The organism is Filifactor alocis ATCC 35896 (genome assembly GCF_000163895.2).
Taxonomy (GTDB): Bacteria; Bacillota; Clostridia; order Peptostreptococcales; family Filifactoraceae; genus Filifactor; species Filifactor alocis.
This window is the reverse complement of record NC_016630.1, coordinates 1,555,301-1,576,948: the sequence shown is the minus strand read 5'-3', so window position 1 is coordinate 1,576,948 and position 21,648 is coordinate 1,555,301. Positions and strand designations below refer to the sequence as shown.

Annotated in this window: 21 protein-coding genes; 18 read left to right on the top strand and 3 right to left on the bottom strand. The window is 39.3% G+C overall.

The features are described 5' to 3' along the window. The first annotated feature begins 323 nt into the window (after nt 1-323). From HMPREF0389_RS07035 to fabZ, 18 genes are all read left to right on the top strand, one after another. A complete protein-coding gene (locus HMPREF0389_RS07035) occupies nt 324-956 on the top strand; it encodes a hypothetical protein (RefSeq protein WP_014262937.1) in 633 nt (210 codons plus the stop codon). A 165-nt stretch (nt 957-1,121) separates the two neighbouring features. Continuing rightward, complete coding sequence (locus tag HMPREF0389_RS07030) at nt 1,122-1,478, top strand: DUF3847 domain-containing protein (protein WP_014262936.1); 357 nt, start codon at nt 1,122-1,124, stop codon at nt 1,476-1,478. 430 nt (nt 1,479-1,908) lie between these two features. Further along, entirely contained in the window at nt 1,909-3,195 is a 1,287-nt protein-coding gene (gene hflX / locus HMPREF0389_RS07025; protein WP_014262935.1) for a GTPase HflX, read from the top strand. Between the two features lie 13 nt (nt 3,196-3,208). Beyond that, the gene (locus tag HMPREF0389_RS07020; RefSeq protein ID WP_014262934.1) at nt 3,209-3,850 is read left to right on the top strand and encodes a YigZ family protein; all 642 of its coding nucleotides are present in this window, start codon (nt 3,209-3,211) and stop codon (nt 3,848-3,850) included. Between the two features lie 68 nt (nt 3,851-3,918). Then, a complete protein-coding gene (nadE, locus tag HMPREF0389_RS07015; RefSeq protein ID WP_014262933.1) occupies nt 3,919-4,668 on the top strand; it encodes an NAD(+) synthase in 750 nt (249 codons plus the stop codon). A 248-nt stretch (nt 4,669-4,916) separates the two neighbouring features. Beyond that, nucleotides 4,917-5,912, top strand: a complete 996-nt coding sequence (pta, locus tag HMPREF0389_RS07010; protein ID WP_014262932.1) for a phosphate acetyltransferase — start codon at nt 4,917-4,919, stop codon at nt 5,910-5,912. Nucleotides 5,913-6,475: 563 nt separating this feature from the next. After that, on the top strand, nt 6,476-6,703 hold the full coding sequence (gene acpP / locus HMPREF0389_RS07005; protein WP_014262931.1) for an acyl carrier protein: 228 nt from the start codon (nt 6,476-6,478) through the stop codon (nt 6,701-6,703). Between the two features lie 22 nt (nt 6,704-6,725). After that, nucleotides 6,726-7,163 carry an acetyl-CoA carboxylase biotin carboxyl carrier protein gene (accB, locus tag HMPREF0389_RS07000; RefSeq protein WP_049770210.1) on the top strand — a complete coding sequence of 146 codons (438 nt, stop codon included), beginning with the start codon at nt 6,726-6,728 and terminating at the stop codon, nt 7,161-7,163. A gap of 3 nt (nt 7,164-7,166) precedes the next feature. Continuing rightward, complete coding sequence (gene accC, locus HMPREF0389_RS06995) at nt 7,167-8,534, top strand: acetyl-CoA carboxylase biotin carboxylase subunit (protein WP_014262929.1); 1,368 nt, start codon at nt 7,167-7,169, stop codon at nt 8,532-8,534. A gap of 13 nt (nt 8,535-8,547) precedes the next feature. After that, nucleotides 8,548-9,423 (top strand): acetyl-CoA carboxylase, carboxyltransferase subunit beta, encoded by an 876-nt coding sequence (gene accD, locus HMPREF0389_RS06990; RefSeq protein WP_014262928.1) that lies wholly within the window; start codon nt 8,548-8,550, stop codon nt 9,421-9,423. Continuing rightward, the gene (locus tag HMPREF0389_RS06985; RefSeq protein ID WP_014262927.1) at nt 9,420-10,367 is read left to right on the top strand and encodes an acetyl-CoA carboxylase carboxyltransferase subunit alpha; all 948 of its coding nucleotides are present in this window, start codon (nt 9,420-9,422) and stop codon (nt 10,365-10,367) included. Before accD ends, HMPREF0389_RS06985 begins: the two co-directional genes overlap by 4 nt. A 1-nt stretch (nt 10,368) precedes the next feature. After that, entirely contained in the window at nt 10,369-11,313 is a 945-nt protein-coding gene (locus HMPREF0389_RS06980) for a beta-ketoacyl-ACP synthase III (protein ID WP_014262926.1), read from the top strand. A gap of 65 nt (nt 11,314-11,378) precedes the next feature. Next, nucleotides 11,379-12,305, top strand: coding sequence for a nitronate monooxygenase (locus tag HMPREF0389_RS06975; RefSeq protein WP_014262925.1), 927 nt, complete (start codon nt 11,379-11,381; stop codon nt 12,303-12,305). Continuing rightward, nucleotides 12,302-13,372, top strand: a complete 1,071-nt coding sequence (locus HMPREF0389_RS06970) for an NAD(P)H-dependent flavin oxidoreductase (protein WP_014262924.1) — start codon at nt 12,302-12,304, stop codon at nt 13,370-13,372. Before HMPREF0389_RS06975 ends, HMPREF0389_RS06970 begins: the two co-directional genes overlap by 4 nt. Continuing rightward, on the top strand, nt 13,369-14,292 hold the full coding sequence (gene fabD / locus HMPREF0389_RS06965; RefSeq protein WP_014262923.1) for an ACP S-malonyltransferase: 924 nt from the start codon (nt 13,369-13,371) through the stop codon (nt 14,290-14,292). Before HMPREF0389_RS06970 ends, fabD begins: the two co-directional genes overlap by 4 nt. 4 nt (nt 14,293-14,296) lie before the next feature. Continuing rightward, entirely contained in the window at nt 14,297-15,034 is a 738-nt protein-coding gene (fabG, locus tag HMPREF0389_RS06960; RefSeq protein ID WP_014262922.1) for a 3-oxoacyl-[acyl-carrier-protein] reductase, read from the top strand. Nucleotides 15,035-15,043: 9 nt separating this feature from the next. Further along, nucleotides 15,044-16,282, top strand: coding sequence for a beta-ketoacyl-ACP synthase II (gene fabF / locus HMPREF0389_RS06955; protein WP_014262921.1), 1,239 nt, complete (start codon nt 15,044-15,046; stop codon nt 16,280-16,282). A gap of 83 nt (nt 16,283-16,365) precedes the next feature. Then, nucleotides 16,366-16,794: a 3-hydroxyacyl-ACP dehydratase FabZ gene (gene fabZ / locus HMPREF0389_RS06950; RefSeq protein ID WP_014262920.1), complete on the top strand. Its 429-nt coding sequence runs from the start codon at nt 16,366-16,368 to the stop codon at nt 16,792-16,794. Between the two features lie 253 nt (nt 16,795-17,047). On the opposite strand, the gene HMPREF0389_RS06945 is transcribed toward fabZ, so the two are convergent. From HMPREF0389_RS06945 to dxs, 3 genes are all read right to left on the bottom strand, one after another. After that, nucleotides 17,048-17,680 (bottom strand): hypothetical protein, encoded by a 633-nt coding sequence (locus HMPREF0389_RS06945; RefSeq protein ID WP_014262919.1) that lies wholly within the window; start codon nt 17,678-17,680, stop codon nt 17,048-17,050. Between the two features lie 51 nt (nt 17,681-17,731). Next, complete coding sequence (locus tag HMPREF0389_RS06940; protein ID WP_014262918.1) at nt 17,732-19,411, bottom strand: M3 family oligoendopeptidase; 1,680 nt, start codon at nt 19,409-19,411, stop codon at nt 17,732-17,734. Nucleotides 19,412-19,553: 142 nt separating this feature from the next. After that, nucleotides 19,554-21,425: a 1-deoxy-D-xylulose-5-phosphate synthase gene (gene dxs / locus HMPREF0389_RS06935; protein WP_014262917.1), complete on the bottom strand. Its 1,872-nt coding sequence runs from the start codon at nt 21,423-21,425 to the stop codon at nt 19,554-19,556. Nucleotides 21,426-21,648: the final 223 nt, after the last annotated feature.

Sequence of the window (21,648 nt, the reverse complement as noted above, 5' to 3'; positions counted from 1 at the left end):
AATAGATATAAGAAATATATAGAAGAGGGCGAGAGACGATGCTTGTATCAATCCCAAGAGGGGGATGTAACATCCAAAATGGTTGGATATCGGTGCAAAAGTCAACTGTCGTTCTCTTTTTTTTTGATTTTGATAGGTATTCGTAGCAAAGAGATATGACTGAATGGTTATAAAGTAAAATGATAATGATACCAAGTGAAATAAATAATTGTATGGAAATAATGGAAGTATCACAAATTCAAAGTGGTTTGATATAGAAAAAAATGGTATAATATCTTTGATCATTCAGAGAGAAAAATTAGAAGTTGTGAGGGATAAAGAATATGAAGAGAGAGATTTTAGACAGGATAGAGGCATTAGGTGGAAATATATCCTTGGTTGAGGGGAAGTCCTTGACTGAGCATTTATGTAACATTACATTTGAAACAGTTTTATACAGAAAAAATGTTGATACACCATGGGCAGATGCTGATGATGAAGAACCTATTGAAGGCTTAGGAGACTTTATTGATAAAAATATAGAATTGTATAAAGAAAGTAAAGAAGTTTTTTTCAACAAATTATATGAAAAATATTTTATTTTGACAGAAGAACCTTATGGACAGTATTTTTGGCGTGGTGAAATGTTTACACCTTTTCGAGAAGGTAGTTCAGATTTTGAAGAATGGAATGATATGTTTACGAATGATATCTACTCTTTTAAGAAAATCCTGGGAGTAACCGATAACAAGGTCACCGACTTTGTTCATCTATTTTATGGATACGGTTACCCTGACTGTATTTATGTTGCAAGCCAAGATGTAAACACTGAAAATCCAACAGTATTTGCTACTGACCACGAGGAATGGTTTATAGAAATTGATGACGAGGGCGATTTGGAGAAATATTTGCAAGGCTTTTGGACAAAGGAAGAATTAAGGGATTATATAGAACATAGAATGGATTTATGGCTATAGAGTAGAATAAAAAAGAGTTGATATACTTATTTGAAATAAATAAATTACAGTTTGTCGAAGTAAAGCAATAAAATAAAGGCAATAATATAGCGACTTACAAAGCAGTAAATCAAATCGGTTTACTGTTTTTCTTTGCCCAAAATTAGAAAGAGAGGAAAACAGAAAATGAAAAACAGAGATGAAAATATCCTAATGACAGAAAAAGAAATCAAGCAGTTACAAAACAAAAGAAAAAAGCTTATCAGGCAGCAAAAACAGGAAGAACGAAAGAAAAGAGGTAGACGGTTTTATGAAAAAGGAGCATTCTTTGAAAGTATCTTTTTTGAAAGAAAGGACTTTAGCAAAGACGAATTTTATCAGTTAATCACTTCTCTAAATAGCAGAGAAGAAATCCACTCTCTCGCCCAAGGAAAAAATATACTATCCGTTTTTGAAAATCTTATCTGTAACAATATAGATAATCACAGTACAGGTTTAGAAGAATATATTGAAAGCTATCGGCTCCTTAAAAGAGAAAAATAGTGCTGCTCTATGTGAACTGAAAGAAAGCAGGGGCTATTAAAGGGATAAGAATTATAAGACTACAGGAGCCATAAAGGACACTGAAAAGAGAATTGATGATAGAGTACAGCTAATATAGCAAGAAGAGTATTAAAATTTAGAACACCGAATGAAATGGTAGAGAATTATTTTAAGAGTGTAATGCTTAAACTTTTACCGAGTGGTTTTGTCACATATGTTTGACAATCCTAGATTAGAGCTAGGAAGAAATCATGAGATAATTTGATTTTTGTTTGGATAGATTATATAATCTAAGGACAGTATGTCGTTGTCCTTTTGATTGAGCGAGCAATTTTTTATTGATACTACAGAAGAAATCGAAGAAATTCGATCTGAATGAAGGATAGGTAGAGAAAAACTTGAGATAGATAATAAACAGAGGAGAGGTTTTGTGGAACAGGACAAAAGAGAGGTCTGTTATTCTGCCATTTTGGTAGGAGTAGATTTCGGGAAAAAAAGCGAAGTTTTTGCGAAGTTTGAAGACAGTATGAAAGAGTTGGAGGAATTGGCACAGGCGGCTGAAATAGAGGTGGTCGGTCAAATGACGCAACCGAGGGATTCCGTTGATGTAAAATATTATATCGGAAAGGGAAAAGTGGAAGAACTTCGAGAATTGGCAGAAAATATGGAAGTTAATTTGATTGTGTTCAACAACGAGTTATCCGGTTCGCAACTTCGCAATTTGGAAGAGGGAATCGGAGTGACTGTGATTGACCGAACGATGTTGATTTTAGATATTTTTGCAAAGCGGGCAAGGACGGGAGAAGGAAAGTTGCAGGTGGAACTTGCACAGCTGAAATATAAGCTGCCAAGACTGATTAACAGCAGTACCAACCTTTCCAGAACGGGTGCCGGAATCGGTGCGAGGGGTCCCGGAGAGAAAAAACTCGAGACAGATAAACGAAGAATTCAAAGAAAAATATTTGAGATTGAGCGCGAGTTGAAAGAGGTGAAGCACAATCGTGAAGTACAAAGAAAGGGCAGACTGAAATCAGAGCTTCCGATTGTAGCATTGGCAGGCTATACGAATGCAGGCAAATCCACTTTGTTTAATGAGCTTTTGAAAGAGCACAAGGAATATACGGAAGAAAAAGAAGTTTTTGTAAAGAATATGCTGTTTGCGACATTGGATACGACGCTTCGAAAGTCGCAACTCCCAAACGGAATGGAGTACTTGTTGACGGATACGGTCGGATTTGTATCTAATTTGCCACATGATTTGGTCAATGCGTTTCATTCCACTTTGGAAGAAATCAAGTATGCAGATTTGATTCTCCATGTGGTGGATGTTTCCAACGAAAAATATGATTTGCAGATGAATACAACACAACATGTGCTCAAGGAGATTGGTGTAGGGGATATTCCCATTGTGACGGTATTCAACAAGATTGATTTGTTGGAAGAAAACTTTGTTATATCCAAGGAGAGCAATAAGATTTCTATCTCTGCAAAAACAGGATACCATAAGCAGGAGTTGCTCGAAAAAATCCAGTCCATCGTTTGTAAAAACAGAAGAGTGACGATGTTAATTCCCTATGTGGATGGAAGTGTGTTGAATGATTTGCACAACAAGTATCGGATTGAAGAAGAGGTGTATGAGGAACAGGGAACCAAAGTGGTGTTATCGGTTGATGAGACGGATTATCATAAATATCGAGATAACATAATAGAAGAGTAACGGAGGAATGGTATTGAAATCATATCGTACGATACAACAGTCGGGTGAAAATGAAATCGTGATTGAAAAATCACGGTTTATTGCACATTGCAGATATGTAGAAACGGTAGAAGAGGCGGAGAATTTTATTCATGAGATGAAAAAAAAATACTATGATGCAACCCATAATGTGTCTGCATATCGCTTGATGATGGAGCCTTTAGTGGAAAAATCATCGGATGACGGAGAACCTTCCGGCACTTCCGGTCTTCCTATGCTAAGTGTACTTCGACAGTTGAATCTTTACAACGTCTGTGTAGTTGTGACGAGGTACTTCGGAGGAATCAAGCTGGGCAAAGGCGGTTTGGTGCGTGCTTACAGTCAGTCTGCCGCTCAAGGAGTAAAACAGACGGGAATTGTTTCAAAAGAAGTACATCAGGTGATGAGTCTGAAAATGGATTATACCTTGTACGGAAAAGTCAAAAATGAGGTGGAAAAAAGAGGATTTCTATTGAAAGATACCTTGTTTTCGGATATGGTAGAACTACAACTTTATGTGAAAGAAGAAGAGGTAGAATCATTGTCGTCATATTTTATAGATTTTTGTGAAGGCAGGATAGAGATTCAATTAGGAGAAAAAGAGTATATGGAACGGCTTGTAGATTGTGAGTCGTGAAAAAATGATAAAATTTTCAAAAATACAATAATTTCAGATAAAAAGGGTAGATAAAAAAGGAGATTATCATGAAAAACGAAATATTGGAACAAAAAATTCGAAAAACAGTTGAATGGTTGCGGGAACAAGTGGTGCAATCGCACACAAGGGGATTGATTCTGGGAATTTCCGGAGGAATTGATTCTGCTGTTGCGGGATTTTTGATCAAAATGGCATGTCCTGACAATTCTTTAGGAGTGATTATGCCAATCAAAAGTTCTGAAAAGGATATGGAGCATGCAAAAGAGCTTGTGGAGAAAGCGGACTTGACACATATGACATTGGATTTGACACAGGCACACAGTTTGATGCTCAGTACAGTGAAAGAAACGATGCAGGATGCATGGAGAGAAGATTTTGCAAGAATTTCAGATGCAAATACTCGGGCAAGGCTTCGTATGACGGGACTGTATACCATCGCAAACAATTTAGGATATTTGGTTGTCGGAACCGACAATGCTGCCGAAATTTATACAGGATACTTTACAAAATATGGTGATGGCGGAGTAGATGTTCTACCGATTGCACATTTGAAAAAATCAGAGGTATATGAGTGGGCAGAGTATTTGGGAGTTCCACAAAGCATTTTGGACAAAGCGCCGTCTGCCGATTTGTGGGAGGGTCAAACTGACGAGATAGAGATGGGAACAACATATCGTTGTATTGATGCTTTCTTAGATGGACAGGAAGTTCCGGAAAAGGATAGGGAAGTGATAGAAAGATTACATCGAAACTCAGAACACAAGAGACATACTGCTACTGTTCCGCCTGAGTTTTAGTGTGTTAAAAAATTTTGAACAGTTAAAAACAGAAGACAATATTTTGGAAAACATGGGGGAATCTCTCTTTTTCTGTTGTAAAACCAAATACTATTTTGAAATATAGAAATAGTTTATGATTATGTGAACAAGAGAATAAAATATAACAGCATGAAAAAAAGCAGATTTTTTAATCGGCAATTAGTATAAAATAAAAGTAAGAAGTGCATATATACTATAACAAAAGAATTGAAAAGAGGAGAGCAGAAATGAATATATTTGATTCAATGAAAAAATTGGTATCCGCCAAAAATCCGGTAATTGTATTTCCGGAAGGAATGAGTGATCGTATTTTAAAAGCTACATCTCGGTTAAAGAAAGAGGGAATTATGCAACCGATTCTCTTGGGAAATGAAAAGGAAATGAAAGCATTTGCAGCTGAAAGAGGAGTAGATATCAGCGACTTGACTTTGATTGACCCTCAAACTTATCCGGAACTCGATTTTTTGGTTGAGAAATTTGTTGAAAGAAGAAAAGGGAAAATAACAGCAGAAGAAGCAAGGGAAAAGCTTTTGTCGGATGTCAATTACTTCGGAACAATGCTGGTGTATACAGAGAAGGCTGCGGGAATGGTTTCGGGAGCAGTGCATACAACAGCGGATACTGTTCGTCCCGCTTTACAAATTATTAAAGTAAAACCTTGTTATACAAGAATATCAGGTGTGTTCATCCTGATTAAAGGAGATCAAATTTATGTTGTTGCAGACTGTGCAATTAATATTGCGCCGACTGCAGAAGAATTAGCTGAAATCGCAATTACTACCGTGAATACGGCAAAAGCCATTGAGTTAGAACCGAGAGTTGCCATGTTGAGCTTTTCGACAAAAGGGTCCGCTCATTCGGAAGAAACGGAAAAGATGGCAAAAGCAACAGAATTGGTAAGACAACAGATGCCGGATTTATTGATTGACGGAGAAATTCAGTTTGATGCGGCATTCGTTCCTGAGATTGCGGCAAGAAAAGCACCTAACTCTCCGATTGCGGGAAATGCCAACGTGTTTATTTTCCCAAGTCTGGAAGCGGGAAATATCGGATACAAATTGATTCAACGATTCGGCGGATATGATGCGGTAGGACCGATTCTTCAAGGATTGAACAAGCCGGTGTGCGACTTATCACGCGGATGTAACGAAGAAGAAGTGTATAAACTGGCATTATTCACCGCTGCAAGCGGAATTTTAGGTGACGGTTGTATCCAAGAATAGGGATGAATAATCGTCTAACCTATAGATTGTATTTATAGAAAAATGATAAGAGTAAAACCGATTTTTAAGAGAATTTCTTAAAAGTCGGTTTTTTTATGTTGATTTCATTTACTCTATGTTTTATGCTGTTCACGGTTTGATACCTATGGCGTGTCATTCTACGTGGTTCGGCTATCACCAAAATAGAGTTTCTTTGGAATGAGATGTTATGAGAGTTCTGTTGGAGTGTAGCAGTAATCACTTTTCAAAGATTGGGATAAAACATACAGATAGATTCAAATCAGAATGAGAAGATAATAAACTATGGAATAATTGTAAAAAAACAGAGAGAAACTGTATATGAAATTGACAAAATAACAAAATCCTCCTAAAATATTCCTCAATATATTTATATAAAGCATTTTATTCAATGTAAATATATTATATATTTTTTATAGAATAAATTATTAATATGGAGATTCAGAACAAGCAGCAAAAAGTAAGTTGAAGTTTTTATGACCAATAGAATGATGGTAACAGAACTTATTTTGAATCTATCTTGTGAAAAGAAAAGGAGAATTATCATGACATTTGAAAAAGTAAAAGAAACAATTTTGGAAAGTTTGAACTGTAAAGAAGAAAAAGTAGTACCGGAAGCAAGATTGATGGAAGATTTGGAAATGGATTCTTTGGATGGTGCCGATTTGGCAATGGCATTGGAAGATGTATTCTCAATCTCCATTCCGGATGAAGAATTTGAGACGATGAAAACGGTACAAGACATTGTAGATTATATTGACAGCCACAAGTAGTATGATGAAGAAGAATGAGATATTGGAACTGGCAGAATGGTTTTCACGCTCTAATTTGACCGAGTTTCATTGGAGTGAGGAAAAGTTTTCCGTTTCTTTCGGGAAAGAAGGGGAACCGGTAAAACCATTCTCTAATCCTACAAGAGAAGAAATTGCACCGAAGGTAGAAAAACCACAGGAAGTAAAACAGCTTTTTGAGGATGATGCGAAGGAAGAATCAGAAGGAACTGTTGTAAAATCACCAATAGTCGGAACTTTTTATGCGAGTCCTTCTCCGACGGAACCGCCTTTTGTGACGGTGGGTCAAAAAGTGAAGAAAGGTCAAACGCTTTGTATCGTTGAAGCAATGAAACTGTTGAATGAGATTGTTGCTCCGGAAGATGGAGTGATAAAGGAAATTTTTGTGCAGAACGAAACATTCGTGGGATATGATGATAAGCTGATGGAAATTGAGGTGTAATCTATGTTTCACAGAATTTTGATTGCCAATCGAGGAGAGATTGCAGTAAGAATCATTCGAGCTTGTCGAGAAATGAATATCGAAACAGTTGCCGTTTATTCGACAGAGGATAAGAATGCCTTGCATGTTCAAATGGCGACGGAATCTGTTTGCATCGGCAGCGCAAGAGCCAAGGACAGCTACCTCAATATCCCGAATATTTTGAGTGCGGCATTGCTCAAAGGCTGTGAGGCAATTCATCCGGGGTACGGATTTTTAGCCGAGAACAGTGAGTTTGCCAAGATGGTAGAAGACTGCGGTCTTGTTTTTATCGGACCTTCTCCTGAAATTATTTCCAAAATGGGAGATAAGCAGACAGCAAGAGACACAATGAAGATGCACAAAGTTCCCGTTATTCCGGGTTCTGAAGACTGTATCAAAGATGTGGATGAAGCGGTTTCTTTGGCGGAACAGATTGGATATCCTGTTATTATCAAAGCCTCTGCCGGTGGCGGAGGAAAAGGAATGCGCAAGGTGTATCGCAGCGAAGAGATGAAGAAGGAATTTTTGAGCGCAAAACAAGAGGCACTTTCTGCGTTTGGGAACGATGCAATCTATATGGAGAGATTGATTGAAGGAGCAAAGCATGTAGAAGTACAGGTGTTGGCAGATTCTTTCGGGAATGTGATTCACTTGGGTGAAAGAGATTGTTCTTTGCAAAGAAAAAATCAAAAGATGATTGAAGAGGCACCTTGCAGAGCGTTGACTCAAGAACTTAGGGAACAGATGGGTCAAGCTGCTGTCAATGCGGCAAAAGCGGTGAATTACACTTCCGCCGGAACAATTGAATTTCTATTGACAAAAGAAAATGAATTTTTCTTTATGGAGATGAATACAAGAGTACAGGTGGAACATCCTGTGACTGAGATGATTACAGGGATAGATATTATCAAGGAGCAGATTCGCATTGCATTCGGCTTGCCGATTTCCGTTCGACAAGAGGAAGTAATGATACGAGGACATGCGATTGAATGCAGAATCAATGCGGAAGATCCCAAAAACGGTTTTATGCCGTCTTGCGGACGAGTGAATGTGGTTCATATTCCGGGCGGAAACGGAGTCAGGATCGATTCTTCGTTGTATCAAGATAGTGCGATGAGTCCGTACTATGACTCTATGCTTGGAAAGTTGGTTGTTCACGGAAAGACGAGACAGGAAGCCGTAAGAAAGATGAGAAGAGCATTGGAGGAGTTTGTAATCGAAGGGATTTCCACTAATGTAGGATTACTGTATTTTATGATGTATGAAAGAGCCTTTTTGAAAGGAACTTATACAACTGATTTTTTGGAGGGTAATTTGGACAGAATCCAAAACTTGATGGAACAAATTTAGAAATGAGGTAGGTATGGGAAATTTTTTGAAAGACAGAAAATCAAAATTTGATCTTTTAAAAGCATTGAGGTTGCAGAAAAAGGAAACCTATATGCAAAGAGAAGTCCCAAGTCGGTTATTTTCTCAATGTAGTGGATGTAATCGCACCTTTCCTCTTAAGGAAAAAGAGGACAATCAATATATTTGTCCTTATTGCGGAGGGTATTTTCCGATGCCGGCAGAACAGAGAGCAAAGAGCATTTTGGAAAGCGGATATGAAAAAATCATATTTGAAGATAAGACAAGAAACCCTTTGGTATTTGACGGATATGAAGAAAAGCAAGAGACGATGAGACAGAAGACTGCTTTGGATGAAGGAGTCCTTTGTTTTCGTGGGAAGATAGGAGACAGCCCTACTGTTTTGTGTGTGATGGACAGTAGATTTTTTATGGGAAGTATGGGTTCGGAAGTAGGAGAGAGGATTACTTTTGCATTTGAACTTGCAACGGAAGAAAAATGTCCGGTCGTTGTGTTTTGTGCAAGCGGAGGAGCAAGAATGCAGGAAGGAATGTATTCTTTGATGCAGATGGCAAAAACTTCGGCAGCAGCAAAACGACATAGCGACAGCGGACAGTTGTTTATTTCCTGTTTAACACATCCGACAACAGGTGGAGTGACAGCAAGTTTTGCCAGTTTGGGAGATATTATACTATCTGAACCGAAAGCATTGATTGGATTTGCCGGTCCGAGAGTCATTGCACAAACAATGGGCAAAAAACTTCCCGATGAATTTCAAAAAGCTGAATTTTTGTTGGAAAAAGGATTTGTAGATCATATTGTCGAGAGAAAAGATATGAAACAGACACTTTCTTTTCTATTGAAGCTTCATCGTAAGGAGGAATTGGTTTGATACAAGAGTTGGAAAAAAAGATAGAGTGTTTGCAAAAAGAGATTGAGAGGATACGGGAAGAAGACTCTCAACTGCTTCCGACCAAAAAGATGATTGATTCCATACAGGAACAGAAACAGAAGTTGCTCAACAACTACTATGAGAAGATGACAGCTTGGGACAAGGTGTATCTTTCCAGACATCCTCAAAGATTCAAAGTAAAGGACTGGGTGGATGTATTGTTTGACGATGTCTTTTACCTTCATGGAGACAGGTTGTATGGAGAAGATGCAACGATGTTGGGAGCATTGGCATACTTTGACGGAATCCCCGTTACTGTAATCGGAACAAATAAGGGAGAGAGTTTGGAAGAAAATATTCGATACAACTTTGGAATGAGTCATCCGGAAGGTTATCGCAAATCACTTCGTCTGATGAAGCAGGCAGAAAAATTCGGAAGACCTATTGTTACCATTGTAGATACACCCGGTGCATATGCGGGAATGGGTGCAGAGGAAAGAGGGCAGGGAGAGGCTATCGCACGCAACCTGTTTTATATGAGTGATTTAAAAGTGCCTATTATCGCATTGATGACAGGAGAAGGCGGAAGTGGCGGTGCGTTGGCGTTGGCATTGGCAGATAAAATTATTATGTTGGAAAATGCCACTTTTTCTATTTTATCTCCTGAGGGATTTGCTTCCATTCTTTGGAAAGACGGAAAAAGAGCGAAAGATGCAGCAGAAAAAATGAAGATGACTGCAGACGATTTGTATCGTGAAGGTCTGATAGATGAAGTGATTCAAGAAGGAATTTGTTTTCAAAAACAAGAGTTTGAACGAGTGGTTCCCGACTTGAAAGCATCATTGAAAAGATATTTGGAACAAGAAATGAAAAAATCTTCGGAACAACGTATTGCAGACAGGTATGAAAAATATCGAAAGATAGGGCAATCAGGAAGGGAATAGTATGAGTTTTGAAGTGGTATCAACCGGTCGATATGTACCGGAAAAAGTAGTGACCAATGAAGATTTTGTGAGTAAAATAGATACAACGGACGAGTGGATTGTTTCTCGAACGGGAATAGAATGTCGACGCTATGTAGAGAATCAAACAACGGCAGATTTGGGAGTTTTGGCGGCACAGAAAGCGATTGAAAAAGGGAATATACCGAAAGAAAAGATTAAGGCAGTGATTGTTGCAACCTTTACTCCGGACTATTTGACACCTTCTGTTGCTTGTTTGATTCAACAACAGTTACAGTTGCCGGAAGACATACTCTCTTTAGATATTAACGGAGCTTGCAGTGGATTTATTTATGGAATGATGCTCTGTGACTCTTTGTTGACATCTTTTTCGGAAGATGAATATATTCTTTTGATTGGAACAGAAGTGATTTCAAAATTACTGAACTTTGAAGATCGCGGGACTTGCATTTTGTTTGGAGATGGCGCCGGTGCCGTTATCCTAAAAAAAAGAGAGGGAGCTTTAGGTTACTTTTCTGTAGGGAGCAGGGGAACGAGCAAAGAACTCGGATGTTTCGGTGTAGATGGCAAGGGAAGTAAGCCTCAAGTCTATATGAATGGAAAGGAAGTGTTTCGCTTTGCAACTGCAACCATTGTCCAATGCATTGAAGATGTCATTGAAAAAAACAGGGTGCAAAAAGAAGAAATAGACTATGTGGTTTGTCATCAGGCAAACAAAAGAATTATTGATTATGCACAAAAAAAATCAAAAATTTCTTCTGAAAAATTTTATGTCAACATTGCGGAATACGGGAACACTTCCTCGGCGAGCATTCCCATTGCATTAGATGAGATGGCGGAGAAAAATTTGTTGCAAAGAGGGATGAAAGTGCTGATGGTCGGATTTGGCGGTGGACTTACTTGGGGCGGCACACTGATAGAATGGTAGAGAAAACATAGGATAACATTCATTGAACAACAGTATTACAAAAAAGAACCGATAGAGGGAGAGCTATGAAATTACATGAACTTTTGGGAATCAAATATCCGTTGATACAAGGCGGAATGGCGAATATCGCAACAGGAGAATTTGCAGCGGCAGTATCGAATACAGGAGCACTTGGAATGATTGGGGCAGGCGGAATGTCAGCAGATATGTTAAGAGAGCAGATTCAGATTTGCAAACAACATACACAGATGCCGTTCGGAGTGAATCTGATGTTGATGAATCCGGATACGGACAAGATGGCAGAGATTGTGATAGAAGAACAAGTGCCGGTAGTAACAACCGGAGCGGGGAATCCGGGAAAATATATGAAACAGTGGAAATCAGCCGGAATCAAAGTGTTTCCCGTTGTTGCATCGGTAGGGTTGGCAAGACGCATGGAACGATTGGGTGCAGATGGTGTGATTGCGGAAGGTTGTGAAAGCGGCGGTCATGTCGGAGAAACGACAACAATGGTATTGGTGCCACAAGTAGCAGATGCCGTAAATATTCCGGTTATTGCGGCGGGCGGAATTGCTTCAGGTCGTCAGATGGTAGCGGCAGAAGTATTGGGTGCTTGCGGAGTACAAGTCGGTACTTGTCTGTTGTCTACAACAGAATGTCCGATTCATGAAAATTACAAACAGGCGGTAAGAAATGCAAGAGACACCCATATTACAGTAATGGGAAGAATTGCCGGAACTCCGGTCCGCGTTATTAAAAATGATATGGTGCGTGAATATATCGCAAGAGAAAAAGAAGGTGCTACCTTGATGGAATTGGAGCACTATACCTTAGGCTCTTTGCGACGTGCTGTAAAAGAGGGCGATATTGAGACAGGTTCCGTTATGGCAGGTCAAACCGCAGCGATGATACATGACGAATGCTCTTTAGCTGAGCGAATCGAAACATTGTTTACGGAATATGAAACTGTTTTGAAGGAGTTATGTCGATGAAAGCGTATCGAATCAGAAACAAAACGCTGGATTTTCCATTGATTCAAGGTGGTATGGGCGTAGGAGTATCACTTGGAAATTTGGCAGGTCATGTAGCAAAAGAAGGCTGTATGGGAGTCATTTCCGGGGTACAAATAGGATACCGTAAAGAAGATTTTTATCGAGATAATTTGAGATGTAATAAGGAGGCACTTAAAGAAGAAGTTCAAAAAGCAAGATCAATTTCCGATAACAGAGGAATGGTTGCAGTCAACATTATGGTTGCCGGAAATCAGTATGAGGAAATGCTGAAGTCTGCACTTGAAAGCGGAGTCGATGCTATCATATCGGGAGCAGGTTTGCCGATGGCGATGCCGAAGATTGCTCAAGGGTATGATGTGGCGCTTGCGCCGATTGTCTCCGGCGGAAAAGCAGCGAAGGTTGTCATGAACAGTTGGCTTAGAAAAGAAAATCGGTTCGCTGATTTTGTAGTGTTGGAAGGTAGAGGTGCAGGAGGGCATTTGGGATTTCATCGACAAGAGATTGATTCTCCGGATATGAAATTGGAAAAATTGCTCCAAGAAGTATTGGAAGTAGTCAAAACTTTTGAAGATAAAAAAGGAAGTGCCATTCCCGTATTCATAGCAGGTTCTGTATTTGATGGATATGAGATGGCGTATTACGCCAAACGTGGAGCCTTTGGAGCACAGATTGGAACCCGATTTATTGCAACCTATGAGTGCGATGCATCCGAAGAATTCTCTAAATTGATTTGTCAGGCAAAGAAAGAAGATGTCATTATTACTCAAAGTCCGGTAGGACTTCCCGGTCGGGCTCTCAAGACAAAATTGTTAGAGCAATTAGAGCATGACGGGCGCATTCCTCCAAAACGATGTATCGATTGTTTGAAACCTTGCAATCCTACCGTGACGCCGTATTGTATATCAGAGGCATTGATACAGGCTGCAAAAGGAAATATCGAGCAAGGATTGTTCTTTACAGGAGAAAATGTAGACAGAATCAATAAAATGTACCATGTTCACGACTTGATTGAAGAACTGAAAACCCAGTGGGAGGAAACAATATGAAACTTGCAATTTTATATGGAGGACAGGGAAGTCAACAGATAGGAATGGGAAAAAGTTTGTATGATCATTTTGAGCAGGCAAAAGTATTTTATGATCAATATGCAGACATCAGAGAGTTGTCATTTCATTCCGATTTGGAGACATTGTCTAAGACACAACATACGCAACCTTGTATGGTAGCATTTGATATCGTGATGACAGATATTTTGCAGCAGGAAGGAATTGTTCCTGATATGACGGCAGGACTCAGCATAGGAGAGTATGGAGCATTGTATGGTGCGAAAGTTCTTTCTCAAAAAGATGTGATGAAGATTGCTCAAGTGCGTGGCAAAGCGATGGAAGAAGCGTTGGTTGGCAAAGATACGATGATGTGTGCAGTGTTAAAAATGGAAGAAGAAGAAATTTTATCCTATTGCAAAAAATATTCTACAAGAGACAGAAAGATAGAAATTACCAACTTTAATACAGTCGGTCAAATCGTCATCGGTGGAGACAGAGAGCAAATGATGAAACTGATGGAAGAAGTCAAAGAGAATAAATCCGGTAAGATGATTCCACTGAATGTGAGCGGAGCATTCCATACATCTTATATGAAACCTGCCGGTAACGTGTTACAAGGATTGTTTGAACAGATGGAGTTTGATATGCCGAACATACCGATTGTATGGAATGTAAACGGAGAAATTTCACAAAAAAATGATGATATCAAACAAATTATGGTACAGCAAGTACAACAGAGTGTTCATTTTTATCAATCCATTCAAAAAATGATAGAAGAAGGAATGGATACCTTTATTGAAATTGGATTTGGAAATGTGTTGCAAGGATTTATTCGAAAAATTTCAAAAGACAGTGTCGTACTTCCTTGTTTTGATTATGACAGTTTACAGAAGACCATAGAGTATGTAAAGAAAGGATAGGACCATGGAAAAAAGAGTAGCATTGGTAACAGGTGCCGGTGGAGGCATCGGCAGAGCAATTGCAATGCAATTGGCGAAATCCGATATGGATATCGCTATTCATTACAACAGTAATCGTACTAAAGCGGAAGAAACACAAAAACTTTGTGAAGAATTCGGTGCGAAAGTACATTTGATACAGGGAGATATCTCTACAGAAGAAACCTGTAAAGAAGTGGTAGAAGAAGTCATTAAAGAATTCGGAACAATTGATGTATTGATTAACAATGCCGGAATCACGAAAGATGGACTTTTCATTCGTATGAAAGAAGAAGACTTCAATCAAGTGATTGATACGAATTTAAAAGGTGCATTTTTTATGAGTAAGTATGCCGCGCAGGTTATGTTGAAAAAGAGATATGGAAGAATCGTCAATATTACAAGTGTTGTGGGAATTGCCGGAAATGCAGGACAGGCAAACTATTCCGCTTCTAAGGCGGGAATGATTGGGTTGACCAAGTCGCTTGCAAAAGAACTTGGAAAAAAAGGAATTTTGGTCAATGCAGTTGCACCGGGATTTGTAGATACAGAGATGACAGACAAGCTTTCCGACAAAGTCAAAGAGTCTATCCTCAACCAAATTGTGGTAGGATGTATGGCAACTCCGGAAGACATTGCAAGAGCAGTAGAATTTTTGTCCGTAGAAGAGAACAGATATATTACGGGGCAGGTCATCAGTGTAGACGGTGGAATGAGTATGTAGGAGGTATTTGTGAAAAGAAGAGTTGTAATCACAGGAATGGGAGCGGTTTCTCCTTTGGGAAATGATGTAACATCCCTATGGGCAGGAGTGAAAAGAGGAGAATGCGGAATTTCTGAAATCACACGATTTCATTATGATGGACAAAGGGCGAAATTTGCCGGAGAGGCTGTTCATTTTCAAGAAGAAAATTATTTCGATAAAAAAGTTTGTCGAAGAATGGACAGAGTAACAAAGTTTGGCGTTGTTGCAGCAAGAGAAGCGATACAGGACAGTAATTTGCAGTTGGATGAATTGGATAAAACTCGTTGCGGAGTCATTGTGTCTTCCGGAATCGGAGGATTGGAAACAATAGAAAAAGAGCATACTACCGGTATGACAAAAGGATTTCATCGTATTTCTCCGTTTTTTATTCCAATGTCAATCACAAACATTACAGCCGGAAGTATTGCAATCGAAACAGGATTCCAAGGTTCTTGCCACTGTATCGTGACAGCATGCGCATCAGCGACAGATTCTATCGGAATGGCATTTCGAAGAATTCGTGACGGATATCAGGAAGTGATGTTGGCAGGCGGTTCGGAGGCCAGCATTACGGAACTTGGAATCGGAGGATTCTCCGCTATGAAAGCATTGAGTTTTGCAGACGATATCACAAGAGCATCTATTCCGTTTGATCGTGAACGAAACGGATTTGTCATGGGAGAAGGAAGCGGAATCCTCATATTGGAAGAATATGAACATGCAAAACGAAGAAATGCCAAAATTTATGCAGAAATTGTAGGATACGGGACAACTTGTGATGCATTCCACATCACAGCACCGAGCGCAGATGGAGAAGGAGCTGCAAGATGTATGCAACTTGCATTGGATGACGGAAATATTTCTTTTGAACAAATCGACTACATCAACGCACATGGGACATCAACGCCGTTAAACGATGCCGGAGAAACAAAGGCAATTAAGCAAGTATTTCAAGAAAGAGCATATGATTTGATGATCAGCTCTACAAAATCAATGGTAGGTCATCTTTTGGGAGCAAGCGGCGGTGTGGAATCTATTGTTACGGCACTCAGCTTGCATGAAGGATATGTGACACCGACCATTCACTACAGAGAAAAAGATTCAGAGTGTGATTTGGATATTGTTCCGAATGTAGGACGGGAGAAAGATATTCAGTTTGCGTTGAGCAACTCTTTGGGATTCGGAGGACATAACGCGACCTTACTGTTCAAAAAATATGCAGAATAATATTAGGTTATCATAAGGAAGAGGGAGATAAGAACCTTCTCCTTTTGTATCATTATCATACAATAGGAAAGGATGACATAGAAATGAAGTACAATTCAAATGAAATCCAAGAAATTTTGCCACACCGCTATCCATTTTTATTAGTAGACAAAATTGTAGACGGTGAAGAAGGAAAATGGGCAAGAGGAATCAAATGTGTTACTGTCAATGAACTGTTTTTCTGCGGACATTTTCCGGTAGAACATGTGATGCCCGGAGTGTTGATTGTTGAAGCGTTGGCACAAGTCGGTGCGGTTGCACTTCTTTCCAAAGAAGAAAACAGAGGAAAGCTCGCATTTTTCGGAGGGATCAAACAAGCAAAGTTTAGAGGAATGGTAAAACCGGGGGATGTATTGGAGCTTTCTTGTGAACTTACCAAACAACGAGGAGCAATCGGAGTCGGAACAGCAATCGCCAAGGTAGGAGAAAAAGTTGTCTGTGAGGCGGAAATTACCTTTGCTATTCAGTCATAGGATAGGAAGTTGTGCAAGTGTTTACTGAGCTGTTGTTTGAGGGTAGATAATAACACTTTAGTAAATAAAAATAAAAACCTCCATGTTACAATGAATATTTTTGATGAGTCATACTTTCATGTAACAGGAGGTTTTTTGATTGAGATTGTTTTTATGTTATCAGTGTCATATTTTTTTTGATACTATCGAAATTGTTGCAACCTTGGAAGGACGGATTCACTCTATCTGAATCGTTTCCAAAAATACTTTGATACTACTCTGTCTCAGCCGATATCGGTACTTCAAGAGGTTCGCTATCAAACGGTGTTTTGTCATCCGGAAGATTACTCATCGAACTTGCTAAGAGAGAAATATAGTCTACACCGTCCACAGAGTAGTACAGTGTGTAGAGATACATATCCACAAAATAGGTTTCGTACTGTGTACGATAGTGTTTCAACGGTAGGGTGTAGGTATTGTTTGTATCTGCTTGTAGTGTTTTGGTAACGACAATCGGTGTCTTATCTTCATCCTCATAGGTAAGTTCAGGCATGATTTCTACTTTGATCGGTTTTTCTGTAGCAATCGCCGTTCCATCCTTCATCACTCGGAATCGAATGGTATTGTCATAGAGCAGATGGACACAAGGGATATCTCCCTCTACATTCCCAAAAAGAGAATCATGCAGTTTTTCTTTTTCTGCTTCATCTTTTGACTGGTAGTCTTCCAATGTCATGGTTCGTATAATTGGAATTCGTTCATCTTTACTGACCTCAGCTTGTAATTGGATTCCGTTTACCTCATTATTTCGAGATTTTTGAGGAGTAGGAAAACATGCTGAAAAACAAGATAGTGTGATGGTGCTCATCAAAGTAATCAGAATTCCTTTTTTCAAAACTTTGTTCATTTGAATCCGCTCCTTTTCTACATTGTGATTCTCTATATTTCACGAGATTTTTTATATTTTGATAGAGTGAATAATCTTATCCAAGGTTGGAACAATATCTTCCATAACAGAAGTAGTCATTGGATTTTTCAGTTTTCCGGTTTCAATCAAGTCAAAGAAAGATTGAGAACCTCCCGCTTTACATAGCGTAATATACTCTTGCAGCGTCTGTTCGCGATTTTCAAGGTACTTAATTAAATATTGGAATGCACACACTTGAGCCAGGGTGTAGTCAATATAGTAGAACGGTGTGCTGAACACATGAGCTTGCAAGAACCAATAAGTTCCTTTGTCTAAGAATTCATCCGCATAATCCAAATCAGGACGATACATCAATTCAATTTCGCGGTATTTGTTTCTCCGTTCCTCAGGAGTAGCGGTCGGATTTTCGTAGACAAAATGTTGAAAATGGTCAATTGTTGCTCCGTAAGGAAGGAAAGAGATAGCACTTTTCAACGCGGTATATTTGAACTTATTCACATTGTTTCCAAAGAACAACTCCATATAAGGCCATGTCAGAAATTCCATGCTCATGGAGTGGATTTCACAAGCTTCATAGGTCGGCCAAATGTATTCCGGAAGTTTCATGTCCTGTGACATAAAGTTTTGGAATGCATGTCCCGCTTCATGAGTAATAACATCAATATCTCCTTTGGTTCCGTTGAAGTTGGAGAAGATGAAGGGAGACTTGTATTCGTCAAAACTTGTACAGTATCCACCTGCTCTTTTTCCCGGTTTTGCAAGCAAGTCCATCAATTCGTTTTCAATCATAAAATTGAAAAATGTTCCTGTTTCCGGACTTAAGTCTTCATACATTTCTTTTGCTTTTGCAATAATAAAGGTTTCATCTCCGATTGGGTTGGCGTTGCCGTCTTGGAATTCACAGGCAATATCATAGAATTTGAAATCATCAATGCCCAATCGTTTTGCTTGTTCTTTGCGAAGTTCTACAGAAAACGGAGTGAATGTCTTTAAGATTTTTTCACGATAGATTGCAACATCTTCATGATTGTAGTCTGTTCTGTTCAGTAATTTGTACTGAAGGTCTACATAGTTTTTGTATCCTAAGGCAACAGCCATTTCCGTACGCACTTTGACCAACTCGTCATAGATGGCATCAAATTCGTCCTGATGTTTCTCCAAGAATTTGTTTCTTGCCTTGTAAGCAAGGAATCGACGGTTACGGTCGGTATCTTGCAACAAAGGTGTCATTTGTGTCAAGGTATAGATTTTTCCCTCAAATTCAATTTGAGAAGTGGCAATGATTTTACTATATTTGGATACCAACTCGTTCTCTTTTTGCATGAACGGAATTGCTTTTTCGTTCAGCACCAAACTACACTCCAATAATTTGAAATAGTGAGTACCGAATTCTTCCTCCAATTCCTTTCGAAAAGGAGAGTGATAGATGCAACGTGATACCTCTACTGCTAAATTAGTGATAATCGGTGTATTTTCGTCCATAAAAGCATTCTCTTCTTCATAGAATTGATCCGTTGTATCGATAGTGTGACGGACACTTGCCAAACCGATTGTGGTGTCCAATTTCTTTTTATATGCAATATAGTCATAAATGATATTAATTTGTTCCGCTCCGGAAGAAGCGTGTTCAAGTTGTTGTTTCACTTTTTTGAAAAAAGCGATGGTTTCGTCCATATCAGGTCTTTGATACGGCATTTCATGAAATTTCATATTTTCCCTCCATTCATAATCATAGGTTATTGTTGAGAATAAACTATCTTTTGAAGTTCTACGGATGTTTGGAGAAACTGTCTTAATAGAAATCTCCAATGATTGTATGATAGTATATTCTTTGAATTTATTTATTTTTGGATTATTTATTCTCTAAGAAGGAAGAAATCTGTTGTAAGATACCGTCTTCATCCAATTGTAACTCTTTTTTTAGAATATCGGTGTTTCCATGTGGGACAAATTCATCCGGAATTCCGATGGACAACATGGAACAGTCTGTATCGCCGTTTGTCTTGAGCAATTCACTGACGGCACTTCCGAATCCTCCTGCAAGCACATTTTCTTCCAATGTTATGATATGTTTTGCTTTGCTGATTTGTGAAAGCAGCGTAGTTTGGTCAAGCGGCTTGATGAATCGTGCATTGATTATGCCGACAGAATACCCTTTTTGTTCCAATGTGTTTGCGACATTGGTTGCCGGATGTACCATACTTCCGACAGCAATCATAAGGATATCCGTTCCTTCTTGCAACACTTCAGCACTACCGACTTCAAGATATCGGAATGTTTCATCGAGTGCAACACCTAATCCTTTTCCGCGAGGATAACGAATTGCGGTAGGAGCATCATATTTTGTTGCGGAATAGAGCATATTTTGAAGTTCGTTTTCGTCCTTCGGTGCCATAATAACCATATTCGGAATCATACGAAGGTAAGACAAATCAAATACCCCGTGATGGGTTGGACCATCTTCTCCCACGATACCCCCACGATCCAGTGCAAAAATAACAGGTGCGTTTTGGAGCGCTACATCATGAATGATTTGGTCGAAGGAGCGTTGTAAAAAGGTCGAATAGATAGCTACAACAGGTTTTTGACCGTCGAGTGCCATTGCGCTTGCCATGGTAACAGCGTGTTCCTCTGCAATTCCGACATCGTAGGAACGGTCGGGAAACTGTTTTGCAAATGCACCGATTCCTGTTCCGGATGGCATTGCTGCTGTAATTCCGGAAATGCGTTTATCTTGTTTGCCGAGTGCTATCATCGTTTTTGCAAAAATATCGGTGTAGGTCGGTGTTGATTTTGACGAGGCAGATTGTCCTGTTTTGGGATCATAAGCACCTGTACCGTGAAATTTATCCGGTCTTTCTTCGGCAGGAAGATACCCTTTTCCTTTGGTTGTAATACAGTGAATCAGTACCGGACAATCAAAATTTTTGCTGTTTTCAAGCACAGAAATTAACTGCGGAAGGTTGTGTCCGTTGATAGGACCGAAATATTTGAATCCCAATTCTTCAAAAAATGAGCCGGGTACAACAAGATTTCGCAAAGAGTCCTTGAAAGAGTCGGCAATATCAAACATCTTTGGACCAAGTGCCGGAATTTTTTTCAAAAATCCTTCCAGTTCATTCTTTGTTCTTTTGTAGGTAGAATCGGAACGCACACGAGTCAGGTATTCTGACATACTTCCTACATTCTTATCAATGCTCATGTCGTTGTCATTCAAAATAACAGTCATGTTCAGACCGAGATGTCCGGCATGGTCAAGTGCTTCGTATGCCATTCCGCCGGTTAATGAGCCGTCTCCGATAATAGCGATAACCTCATTGTTTTCTTTTTTTTGGTCACGAGAGATGGCAAAACCGGTTGCGGCAGAGATGGAAGTGCTTGCGTGTCCGACGCCGAAACAGTCATGCTCACTTTCGGAGCGCTTTGGGAATCCTGAAACGCCATGAAACTGTCGCAAGGAATCGAAGTCTTTGTTTCGACCGGTCAACAATTTGTGTACATATGCCTGATGGCCGACATCCCAAACAAGTTTATCTTCCGGAGAGTGGAATACATAGTGTAGTGCAAGTGTCAATTCTACTGTTCCGAGGTTGGGAGCGACATGGCCTCCTGTTTTGGAAGTGACTTGAATCAAGCGTGCACGAAGTTCATATGCCAATTCTTTTAATTCATCAGGGCTAAGATGTTTTATATCCTCCGGCGATTGTATTTTTTCCAGTAACATATAGATACTCCTTTGGTAGACAGGACCTTGCTCCATCTATGATAGAAGAAAGAGTGTCTACTGATAATGATTGCAAATGTGTATGATACCTGATACAAAACGAATGTCGTTTTGCAATAGTCCTCCTAAGTTTATTGATTGGAGGGTGTTGGTTTGTTAATTCTAATTCTAATTCTGTTCTTATCTCATAGGATACATTTAATTATTCTATATCGGTTTGCCA